Source organism: Mycobacteroides immunogenum, from assembly GCF_001605725.1.
Taxonomy (GTDB): domain Bacteria; phylum Actinomycetota; class Actinomycetes; order Mycobacteriales; family Mycobacteriaceae; genus Mycobacterium; species Mycobacterium immunogenum.
Genome location: NZ_CP011530.1, coordinates 2,413,157 through 2,425,045 on the forward strand (window position 1 = coordinate 2,413,157; position 11,889 = coordinate 2,425,045).

An 11,889-nucleotide genomic window follows, 5' to 3' on the forward strand; every position below is an offset into this window, starting at 1 on the left:
AGGGCAGCCTGTACTAATAGTGAAAACGCGAGGTGAGATCGAGGTGCGCACCGTGAGCGAGGGTGACGTCGAGATGGGCGTTACCAGCGGAGAAGCGGCGGAAGGTCTCGATCCTCACGCCGCATCACCGTTGTCCGCCGGCCAGCAGCGCATCTGGTACGCGCACGGGGCGACTCCCGTTCTGATGAACCTGTGCCGTTCCTTCCGGCTCCGCGGCGAGCTCGATTCCGGCAGGCTGCGTGCGGCGCTGGCCGCTGTGGTCGCCCGGCACGAGGCGTTGCGCACGACGGTCCACGGCGGTGCCAACGGTAAGCCGTTCGCGGTGCTGCACCAGGACCTGCCGGCGCGATGGGTTGAGCACGACGTGACCGACTTGGCCGGCACCGCACAAGAGCTGCGGCTGGCCGTGCTGGCGCAGCGAGAGTTTGGCGCCACGTTCGATCTGGCCACGGAGTCTCCGCTGCGTGTCACCGTCATCCGGACCGGTGTCGCCGAGCATGTCGTACTCGTCGTCGCCCATCGCATCGCGTGGGACGACGAGTCCTGGGCGGTCTTCCTCACCGACCTGACCGGCACCTATGCCCACGGCGATATCGCTACACCGCTGCCGCTGACGCCCCCGTGGGATGTCCCCAGCGATGCGGATGCTGACTACTGGAGCCGTGAGCTGGCGAATCCGGCTGAGCCGCTGGAGCTTCCGGGGCGCAATGGTTCGGTGGTGCCGACTGAGTGGAAGGCGCAGCGCTGTGCCGCACGGCTTTCCAGCTCGGTGCTGGCACGGGTCGAGCAGCTGGCGCGAGATGCCGATACCACGCCTCACGTGGTGTTACTGGCCGCGTATTCGGCTCTGCTGCATCGGTACACACATGCCGACGATTTCATCGTGGCGTCTCCGGTACCCGCGCCCGACACCCACGTAACCGGTCGGATCGGGCACTTCGGCAATGTCCTCCCACTGCGCATACGCCCGCGCGGCGCGGGAAGCTTCCGAGATCTGCTGGGCCAGGTGCGGCGAACTACCCTGAACGGAATCAGGCATCAGGGCGCGAGTCTGGACCGGGTGATCCCACGCGTTGGCTTCGCGATGGGCGTCGATCCTGCCGCCTTGTTCTGTCCGCCGGGAATTCATTGCGAAAAGGCGGGATTCAGTAGTCAATTGGCGTATGTGCCACTGGGCGTGAGCGTTGAGATGACGCCCGAAGGCGCTGATCTTGTCGCCGAGTATCTGGTGGGGGTGCTCGATGAGCGGCTGACCGCGCAGATACTCCGGCACTTCGTCAATGTGCTCGACGCCGTGCTGGATGACCCGGACCGTGCGCTGGGCGCGCTGGATCTCATGGACAGCCGAGAGGCCCAATGGCTGTGGTCCGCGTCATCCGGGGAACGATTTGACGCGCCGCCGGCCACGCTGGGCGACCTGGTGGCCCAGCGTGTGGCCGCCCAGCCGGAAGCCACCGCTCTTGTGTACGAGGGCCGTCATTACTCGTACAGAGAAACCAACGATCTGGCGAACCGTTTGGCGCACTGGATCATCCAGCAGGGTATCGGCACCGAGGATCACGTCGCGGTCCTCCTTGATAGGTCGCCGGATTTGATCATCACCGCGCTCGCCATCGCCAAGGCAGGGGCGGTGTACCTGCCGATCGATCCCGAGTACCCGCCGGACCGCATCGCGCATATCCTCGCCGACGCGCAGCCCAAACTGGTGATCCGTGCTCCGGTAACGGACCTCGACCGATTCGATGTTCGAGCGCCGGTTGATGCCGACAGAATAAGGCCGTTGTCTCCGGACAATGCCGCCTATCTGATCTACACCTCCGGCTCGACGGGCATGCCCAAGGGAGTCACGGTTAGCCACCGTCCGCTTACCGAGTACTTCAACTGGTTTCGGGCCGAGTACCGGGTGAGCGGCTCGGACCGTGTGCTGCAGGTGGGGTCTCCAAGCTTCGACGTGTCAATAGGGGAGATCTTCGGGATCCTCAGTTGCGGTGGCCGCTTAGTCATTCCGCGCCCAGGTGGCCTCACCGACGTCGCCTATTTGACGGACCTCTTGAATAGTGAGGGTGTCACGTCGATGCATATGGTGCCCTCGCTCCTTGGGCTCATCCTGTCGCTTCCCGGTGTGACGCAATGGAAATCGTTGCGACGGGTACCGGTGGGCGGCGAGGCGTTACCGGGGCCGGTTGCGGATAAATTCCACGCAACCTTCGACGCTTCGCTGCATAACTTCTACGGACCGACGGAGGCTGTCATCAACGCCTCCCGGTACAAGGTTCGGGGCATCCAGGGCACGCGGACCGTGCCGATCGGTACTCCGAAGATCAACACGCAGATTCATATCTTGGATGCGGCGCTGCGGCCGGTTCCAGTGGGCGTTGTAGGTGAGATCTACATCGGTGGAACACATCTGGCGCGCGGCTATCACGCTGCGGCCGGCCTCACGGCACAGCGTTTCATTGCCGACCCCTTCACCTCCGGACAGCGCATGTACCGGTCGGGTGACCTCGCGCGGCGCAATGCCGGCGGCGACATCGAATTCGTCGGCCGTGCCGATGAACAGGTGAAGATTCGGGGGTTCCGGGTCGAACTCGGCGAGATTTCCTCTGCTATCGAGGTCGATCCCAGTGTCAGCCAGGCACTGGTGGTGGTTGATGAGCTGCCGCGCCTCGGGAAGCGTCTGGTCGCCTACCTGACACCGGTAGGCGGACATGTGGTCGATATCGACCGGATCCGTTCCCGGATCGTGGCGGCCCTGCCCGACTACATGATTCCCGCCGCGTACGTGGTGCTGGACGAGATTCCCATCACCCCGCACGGCAAGATCGACAGGGATGCACTACCCGCTCCCGGCAGCGGGATTGCCGCAGAACCTCAGCAGGCACAGACGCCGACACAACGGCAGGTCGCTGACCTCTTCACGCGAGTACTGGGTTATGCCGCGACGGGGATCGATGATTCATTCGAATCTCTCGGTGGTCATTCATTGCTCGCGAGTAAGCTCTCGGCCGCGATCTTGTCGGACTACGGCATGCGGATCGATATCCGTGAAATCCTGTACAGCGGCAGCATCGCGCGCCTTGCCGAGCTGATCGACCAACATCTTGGCAGTTCAGCGGATTCGGCGGATGGCGTGGCGGAAGGTGAGCCGATTCCGCTGTTGCCCGGCGGACACAGTCTGTATGAGCACGGAAACCCGCGCAGGCTGGCGGTGACGTGTGTTTTCCGGCTTCATGACGACATCGCCCGGCCCGCGCTGGAGCAGCTTCTCGGTGCCGTTGTCGACGGTCATGAGGCGCTGCGCAGCAGGCTGGACCGCCAGAGCATGATGCTGGTCCCGCGAGTGCGCCCGGCCCTCCGGTTCGTCGAGATCGTGGCCGCGGATCCTTCGGTCGCCGCGGGTGCCGAGATCGCACGAGCGGTGGATCGGCTTGACCCAGAACAGGGTTGGATGCTGTCGGCGGTGTGGCTGCACCCGGAGAACGAGCCGGGTGTCCTCATCTTGGCAGTGCACCATCTTGCCGCTGATCCGGTTTCCTGGCGGGTCATCATGTCCGAGTTGGAATCACGTTGGCATGCCATGACAAGCCAGGCCGCGCCGGTGATTGCCGATACCGGCATTGGCCTTCGCCGATGGGCGAACTCATTGGCGGCCGAGGCGCACGACATCGGAAGTCTGCCGTTCTGGGTCGCTCAGCTCGACGGTGACGATCCAGCCATCGGTTCGCGCAGAATCGCTCCCGAGACGGATAGGGACAGCGAGGTGGCCATCACCGTTGAGTCCGCGCCGGTGGATGTCAGCGAGCGTCTGTTGAATTCCGGAGTACCGATGGAGCAGCTGCTCGCCGCGGCGGCGGCGCGCACCATTGCGCAGTGGCGTCGCGCGCGCGGACAACTCGCGGTCGAGCCCCTGCTGGCGATACAGGTATCGGGCCGGGGCGAGTCAACCGCTGGAACCGTCGGGCCGCTCAGTACGGCCTACCCACTGCGCCTCGGCGGCACCGATCCCTTGGGGGCCGGGCCGCGGGGCCTGCTGGAGCGGGTGGCCCGCCAGCACCGCGCGATGCCGGGCCGGAGCATTGATTACGGGTTGCTGCGATATCTGCGTAGCGATACCGCGGCTGTGCTGCGACGTTATCGCGATCCGCAAGTCCTGCTGACGTATCTCGGCCATGACCAGGGTTTTGAAGGCGACTTGCTTCGCCGTGATGAGTGGCTTTCGGTATTGGGTTCGCCTGTGCCCGAGCCTGATTCGGCGGTGCGTCATGAACTGTCCATCGCCGTGCTGATCATGAAAACCACCGAGGGGACAACCATCGGGACCATGTGGCGCGCGATTCCCGAGGTACTCAGTCGCGCAGAGATCGCCGAACTGCAATCGATATGGCATGAACAGCTGGGAATTCTGGCAAAGGAGCAATGGTGACGTCGACACTGGCAGTGATAGGCGCGGGTGCCAAGGCAGTCGCGGTGGCCGCGAAGGCCGCCGCACTGCGCGAATGTGGCGTCGAGGTGCCCGATGTGGTGGCGATAGAACGCCAACAAGTCGGAGCCAACTGGCAGGCTTGCGGTGGTTGGACGGACGGGCAGCACCGGCTGGGTACCAGCCCCGAGAAGGATGTCGGTTTCCCGTACCGGTCGGCCATCCTGCCGGGGCGCAATGCCGAAATCGATGCCCGGATGATGCGCCTGAGCTGGCAGTCTTATCTGATCGCGACCGGCCAATTCGCCGAGTGGGTTGACCGCGACAAGCCGGCGCCGACACATAAGCGGTGGGCCGACTATCTGACATGGGTTGCCACCACGGTCGACATGAAGGTCGTCCACGGTGAGGTGACCGGGTTATCCATCGATGGCAACCGATGGGTCGTCGGCACCAACGACTGCTCGATCGCTGCTGATGCCGTGATGGTCACGGGGCCCGGTCAACCGGAGCGCTCCGTACTGCCCGAGCATCCGAATGTCCTCTCCATCGCGGAGTTTTGGCGCCGGTGTGCGGGTCCCATGCGGCTCACCGCAGAGCGTGTCGCAGTGATCGGCGGCGGCGAGACGGCCGCTTCGGTTCTCAACGAGCTTTTCGGGCACCGCGTTTCGACCGTCACGGTCATCTCGCCCGGTGTCACTCTGTTTACCCGCGGTGAGGGTTACTTCGAGAATTCACTGTTCAGTGATCCGACCGGTTGGCTTCACCACACCATGGACGAGCGCCGCGACGCGCTGAACCGGACCGATCGTGGGGTGTTCTCGGCGCGTGTGCAGGACTCGCTCCTGGCCGACGACCGCATCCGGCATCTGCGCGGCAGGGTCGCGCACGCCGTTGCCTTGGAGGACCGGATCAGGTTGACCTTGCGCAGCGACCGCGCGGGCGAGCCGTCGGAGACTGTGCACGGCTTCGATCTGGTGATCGACGGAGCGGGTGCGGACGCATTGTGGTTCCTGCCATTGTTCGACCAGAGTGCACTCGATCTCATGGAGCTCAAGCTCGGTGCTCCCGTGGATGGGAACGTGCTACAGGAGTCGCTGGGGCACGATCTGTCCGTCAACGGCCTTACGCCCAAGCTCATTCTTCCAACCCTTTCTGGTCTGACCCAGGGGCCTGGGTTCCCTAATCTCAGCTGTCTTGGATTGCTGTCCGACCGGGTGCTCGGTGGGCACAGCGGCACGGATTCGGCTCGTCGTGAAAGGAAAATAGTTGAGTATCAACCCATTTGATGACGAGAGCGGCGAGTTCTACGTGCTGGTCAACGATGAGGAGCAGCACAGTCTGTGGCCCAAGGCTATTGAGGTTCCGGAGCAGTGGCGGGTGGTCTTCGGCGCGGCACCACGCGCGGACTGCGTGGAGTATGTAGAGGCCAACTGGTCGGACATGCGCCCGAAGAGCCTGCGCGACGCGATGGCGGGCAACTAGTTGTACCCGGCAGTTAGGTTGGTGACGGTCGGCTGATCGGGGGTTTGCCTCCGATGGCTGAGTGGTGTCGTCGATTGGCGTAGTCGTCAAGCTAGGGTGCAAGAGCTGCGCTGCGGGCGTCGTTGGTCGTGAAGACCTGCCGGTAGGCCCACTCGGTATGCAAGGTGCGGGTTGAATCGCTCCACTTTCCCGTTTTGCCAAGTGCAATGGGGTCTGATGAGCCCTGTGTAGAAACGCCGCGCAGGTGAGGCCTTGCTCGTCGGGCAGGATCTTGCATTAGTCCAGCCGCGGATGATCATCGACGACAGAGTGCACATAGTCGAATCCGGCGGGCGCTTCCAGCGATGGGTACATTGGCGAGACACCCCTAGCTCGGCCGCGACATGAGACACCGGACGGCGCCCCCGATGATGCGCTCGATCAGCAGCTGGCGACCATGAACCGTCAAACGAACATTCGCGTGGAACACAAGGACTTCCGTGGTTTCGCAGAGACGTCAGACATCTCCACTAAGCCCGGAGGTCCTCCCCATTCACAAGACCCAAACCGTGAGCCGTATTCCGGCACGTGCCGTCCTGTTAGGTCCTTGCGTGCGATGCTGGACCGGCCGGCACACCCACTTACCCACGTGATCGGACTATTAGTGGGGGTTTGGGCACCGTTAGCACAGTTGATCTTTATTCCTCATCCGGCGTTGGTGTGCAGGGGGTTTCGTCGGAATCTGTGTTCCAAGTGGTCGGGAGCATGGGCGCAGTTCTAATGCCCTCCGCCGAGTTGGTATCGCGACCGATGTTTTCGCGCGAGGCTAGACCTGCCGCGGAGGTCGTGGCAGCGCCCTTTGGAACGGTGCCGGCTAGCCCAAGATGTTCGGTGCCACGAGTGGACGCCCGGTGCTGGCTGCGTGCTGCCCCGGACTGCCCACCGTAGTCGGCGTCAACTGTCACGTTCATGTCCATGTGTTGTGGTGCTGGGTCTTTCATTCGCGCGCCGCGTTTGCGTCGGGCCCTGGAGCGGGCAGATGCAGCCGCTGCTGCCGCCGCAGAGATTCCGGAGGCCGGAGCTTGGGCCTTGCTGCCCTCATTCAGCGTCGGTCCGAACTGGATGGCCGGTGGTTCGCCGGGCATCACACCGACAAGGTACGGCGCAAAAGCGGCGGTAACGGTGGCCGGCGCGGGGGCCGGCGCTGGGGCAGACGGCGCAGGTGCAGTTGCGGTTGGTACCGGGGCGACTGTCGGTGCCAACGCGATCGCGGGAAGGGGCTCGATATGCTCGCGCGGTCTGTCGGTGGTGCTGCGGAGATCAGGCTGAACTTCTTCGGACGGTGCCGCGTCGACTGCGGGGGGCTGCAGATACTGCCAGGCCGCCACGATCAGCAGCGGTAACCAGAGCGGTGCCGAGAGCAATGCGGCCCAGAACAACCAAAATACTTGTGCAAAAAGAACATACGTCATCGAAGCTAGTACCAGTAGGAACGGCAACCAGGTGGCGAGCGCAGCGCCGGGGTTTCGTATGAAGTCTTCGATGATCTGGCGTAACGTGCCCAGCGGGTCGCGGAAGAAGTTCAACAGCTGATCTATGACGCTGTTGCTGCTGTCCAGCGCCGAACCGGATTCGGAAGCCTGAGCCTGCGCCGCGAGTCCGGACATGTCGGCGGCCAAACGGCTCATCTCGCCTCCGGGCGCCATGATCAGCGGAGCTGGTGTGGCCGGCGCGGCCGAGGCTACAGCGGTACTCGAAACCCCTTGGTAGACATCCATCGTGGTAGCGGCCTGCACCCACATTCGAATGTAGTCGGCCTCGTTGAGTGCAATTGGGATCGTATTGACCCCAAAGAAGTTGGTACCAACCAAGACGCCATGGAGCATATGATTCGTTGCCAACTCGGGCAATGTCGGCATGGCTGACAAGGCCGCAGTGTAGGCGGCTGCACTTGTCTCGTGTAGCGCGGCGTTTGTGGCGCTAGTCGCGCTCTGCTGAGCAAGCCAGGTCAGGTACGACGCATGGCTGGCCACGTATTGGGTGGCGCTGGGACCCTGCCATGCTCCTGCCGCTGTTGCCCCCAGTAGGTGTGTTAATTCTGTTGCAGCAGTGGAATATTCGGCGGAAAGTGCTTGCCACTGTGCGGCCGCAGCCAGTAGGGGGCCAGGTCCGGGGCCCGCGCTGAGCAGCGCCGAATGTACCTCCGGGGGAAACGCCATCCAGATCGGAGCAGACATCCGGCTAACCCTGTGTGTCCATGTGTTCGGCCCAATTGCATTCGGGCTTGACCGCCCGCTCCCGATTGTTCAACTCACAGCCTCTCCGTGATTTCAAGGCTTGCCCCTATGACCCATTCGCTCGGTAAATTAGCATTGGCTTACCTAATTTGTCGAGGGTTTCGTCGTGGATCTTCTGTTTGTGCAGCTCAAATCCGCCGTGCACTTAGCTCACCCTAACGAGACGGATTGAGATAGGCTAGCCTTGCCAAAGTAAAGATGGGCTTATCTACTTGCCATGTGGGGTGAATTCGACTCGCCTCGAAGCACTTTCGGCTCTGCGTCCAGCGCTGTGCGAATCCGAGGGTGAAAACCGCTGTGAATATGCGGCTTTAGTGGACAAAGGAGACATGAGAATGCCGTCGTCCCCAGCAGGTAGTGCGACCGCTGCGGAGCGCTTGCGAATGCTGCGGGCAGTGCTTACCGAACGTGGGCTTACGGAATCGGCCTCGGGCACCCGGAATGTGACTATTCAGGCGCGATCGCCTCTGGCGGCGGTTCCCTTGTCTTCAACACAACGGCGGATGTGGTTCGCGCAGGCCATTTTTCCTGATGATGGGGCTTACAACATGCCGGTGGGCCTCCGGATTGAAGGCGCGCTGGATCTTGGTGCATTGCGCAGGAGCGTGGTCCGATTGATCTTCCGGCACGCCATTCTGCGCACCCGATACGGTCATGGCTCGGACGGTGAGCTGACGCAGCTGATCGCGCCGGCCGAAGACATCGAGTTTCCGGTGGTCGACATTGACGCCGTATCGTCGGCGGCACTTGAGGGTACGGTGCAGGCCATCGCGCGGGAAATCATCGACCGGCCTTTCGATCTGGCTTCGGAGCCCCCGGTGCGGGTGGAGCTCCTGAGGGCGTCATCGCATGTCCATTTTCTGATTCTGGTGCTGCATCACGTCGCAGCGGACGAGGTCACCTGGGATCTGCTGTTCGCGGATCTATCTGCTCAGTACGCTTTCGAAACCGGTCAGAGTGGCGCTGCGCCAATGACTCCGGATATTGAATACGCGGACTATGCGGTGTGGGAGCAACAGCGACTGCTGCGTGGTGATCTTGACGGCCAACTGCAGTACTGGGTCGATCGACTTACCCCGTTGCCTGCCGCTGTTGGTTTTCCTGCCATGCCCCAATCTTCAGAAGTCGACGGCACCGCAAGTGGGCGGTGCCGGTATGCGCTGCGGGACAGCACCATTGCGGGATTGCGCGATCTGGCGCGAGAGCACGAGACCACGCCGTTCACGATTGTGTTGGCGGGGCTAGCCTCGGTATTGCATCGGTACACTGAAGCAACAGACGTGGTGATCGGTATTCCGGCGCTGATCCGCGATGTTTCTGAACTCGAAGGTGTCTGGGGAAATTTCACCAACACGCTGGCGATGCGACTGCACGTGGAGGGTGGGTCGACCTTCCTGGACTTGCTGGCGCGCACCCGGTCGGCGTTTTTCGAAGCCTACGAGAATCGCGACATCCCCTTTGAGGCGATCATCGAAAGGGTCGCACCGCAACGAACAACCGGCCGTTCGCCGCTGTTCGAGGTCATGTTCGCGGCGACTCGCTCGGTCACAAGCGAATTGAGCTTGGCCGGAGTGACGACGACTGATCTGAGACTTCGCAACCCAACATCTATGTTTGAGCTCGCCATCGACCTGGTCGATGGGGAGGCGCTGGTGGCCACCTTCCGCACCGGAAAGTACGCGCCAGAATTCGTACAGCAAGTGCTGGAGCATCTCGCGTCGGCGTTGGCCCACGGAGTGTCGAATCCGGCGCAGCGCGTGCGTGATCTGCCGTTGCTCACCGAGCAGCAACAACAGCGCATCGTTCGCGACTGGAATGCCACGGCCGACGCCCGCCATCTCGTCAATACTCCACTACACAAACTGTTTGAGCGGCATGTGCAACAGAATCCAGATGCCATCGCAGTCGTCACCGAGGGCGCCCAGCTCAGTTACGGCGAGCTGGACCAGAGTGCCGGGCGACTGGCCTCGTTGTTGCGCTCGATGGGCATCGGTAGCGACAGTCTCGTCGGAATCAACATGGAGCGGTCGACCAACCTCGCGGTGGCTCTGCTTGCCGTATCAAAGGCCGGTGCCGCGTTTGTGCCGCTGGAGCCGGCATGGCCATCGAGCCGGATAGCGGAGGTGTGCGCAAATTCTCGGATTGCGTTGGTGCTCACCCATGGTGATCCGGCGACAAGGCTGCCGAGCCTGGCGATACCGGTGCTGAATCTCGACGACGATCCCGCCAGCGCAAGCACCGTTCTCGCATCTTCGTTCGCCTCTCAGATGGCCGATCTCGCCTACGTCGTCTTCACGTCCGGTTCCACGGGCACGCCGAAGGGGGTGATGGTGTCGCATGCGGGAATCTGTAACCGACTGTTGTGGCAAGCCGATGTCCTGGGATTCGGTGCCGACGATGCCGCTCTGCACAAGTCGTCACTCGGTTTCGATATGGGAATCAACGAGATACTTCTGCCGCTGGTCTGCGGTGGCAGGATGGTCCTGCCGAAGCCGGGGGCAGAGTCGGACCCGGCGTACTTGCTCGATTTGATCGCGCGCACCGGCGTCACGTTCATCGATCTGGTGCCATCGCTGCTGGAAACAATGCTGGATCGGCCCGAGTTCGGTGACGCGACTCGTTCCCTGGCTTCGGTGTGGACCGGCGGCGAAGCGCTGAGCCCAGAGCTGCTCGAGCGCTACCTTTCCGTCTGTGCCGTTCCCATGTACCACGGGTACGGACCCACTGAGGCGACGGTGGCATGCACGTACGAGATCTTCCGGTCCGGCTCGCGCAGACATGGAGTGACCATCGGCACCCCGATTGGCAACTGCCAAGCCTTCATCCTGGACAAGACGCTGCACCCTGTACCGCCGGGCGTATCCGGCGAACTATACGTCGGAGGCGTGCAACTGGCACGTGGATATGTTGAAGATCCGGTCCGCACTGCTGAGCGGTTCGTCGCTGATCCAGTTTCGGGCGCCCCAGGTGCCCGTATCTATCGAACCGGGGATCAGGCACGTTTTCTCCCCGACGGAACCATCGAGTTCCTTGGGCGAGTGGACAATCAGTTGAAAATCCGGGGCCGCAGGATTGCGCCGGAAGAGATCGAGAATGCGCTCACCGCGCATCCATCCGTCCGCCGTGCTGTGGTGATGGGACAAGGCGACCGATTGGTTGGCTACTGTGCTTGCGACGACACCGCGCTGACCTGGCTGCAGCTACGTGACTGGTTGCGTGAACGATTGCCGGAGCATCTGGTGCCGCCGGCCGGAACCATCCTCGACGCACTGCCGGAGTTGCCATCGGGAAAGATTGATCGCGCTGCGGTACAGCGGATTCCCGTCGAAGCGAGCGCCGCGACCGTCCCTTACCTTGAGCCGCGGTACGCCATGGAACGGGTGCTGGTGGACCTGTGGCTGGCGGTGCTCAAAGTTCCCCGCATCGGCGTTGACGACAACTTCTTCGACATGGGTGGGCATTCGCTGTTGTTGACTCGCGTTCAGGCCAAACTCTCTGAGCAGTTTGGGTTTTCTGTATCGCTGCTCGATCTGTACGCACATCCGACAGTCGCGGAGCTCGCGACATTCCTGAACCGTGCCAGCGATCAGGACACCCAATCCGAAGTAACGGGCAGCGGCGGGCTCATCGCTGCGCGCAGCCGAGCCGAGCGTGGGCGAGATGCCCGGGCCCAGCGTCTATCACAGCAACGACAAAGGCGGTAGATCC

5 protein-coding genes and 1 pseudogene are annotated in these 11,889 nt (G+C 62.7%); 4 read left to right on the forward strand and 2 right to left on the reverse strand.

Annotated elements, in window-relative coordinates:
* The first annotated feature begins 43 nt into the window (after positions 1–43).
* From ABG82_RS11900 to ABG82_RS11910, 3 genes are read left to right on the forward strand one after another with little or no spacing between them, the layout of a single operon-like run.
* The gene (locus ABG82_RS11900) at positions 44–4,423 is read left to right on the forward strand and encodes a non-ribosomal peptide synthetase (RefSeq protein WP_043078545.1); all 4,380 of its coding nucleotides are present in this window, start codon (positions 44–46) and stop codon (positions 4,421–4,423) included.
* Positions 4,420–5,709 carry an NADPH-dependent L-lysine N(6)-monooxygenase MbtG gene (gene mbtG, locus ABG82_RS11905; RefSeq protein ID WP_043078610.1) on the forward strand — a complete coding sequence of 430 codons (1,290 nt, stop codon included), beginning with the start codon at positions 4,420–4,422 and terminating at the stop codon, positions 5,707–5,709. The genes ABG82_RS11900 and mbtG overlap by 4 nt, the downstream gene beginning before the upstream one ends.
* Positions 5,690–5,905 carry an MbtH family protein gene (locus ABG82_RS11910; protein WP_043078546.1) on the forward strand — a complete coding sequence of 72 codons (216 nt, stop codon included), beginning with the start codon at positions 5,690–5,692 and terminating at the stop codon, positions 5,903–5,905. The genes mbtG and ABG82_RS11910 overlap by 20 nt, the downstream gene beginning before the upstream one ends.
* 13 nt (positions 5,906–5,918) lie before the next feature.
* On the opposite strand, the pseudogene ABG82_RS27700 reads toward ABG82_RS11910, so the two are convergent.
* A pseudogene (locus tag ABG82_RS27700) lies at positions 5,919–6,286 on the reverse strand (integrase core domain-containing protein); the annotation flags it as partial.
* Positions 6,287–6,582: 296 nt separating this feature from the next.
* Complete coding sequence (locus ABG82_RS11915; RefSeq protein ID WP_043078547.1) at positions 6,583–8,121, reverse strand: PPE domain-containing protein; 1,539 nt, start codon at positions 8,119–8,121, stop codon at positions 6,583–6,585.
* 395 nt (positions 8,122–8,516) lie between these two features.
* On the opposite strand from ABG82_RS11915, the gene ABG82_RS11920 reads away from it, so the two are divergent.
* Positions 8,517–11,885, forward strand: coding sequence for a non-ribosomal peptide synthetase (locus tag ABG82_RS11920; protein ID WP_078343485.1), 3,369 nt, complete (start codon positions 8,517–8,519; stop codon positions 11,883–11,885).
* The last annotated feature ends 4 nt before the right edge of the window (positions 11,886–11,889 follow it).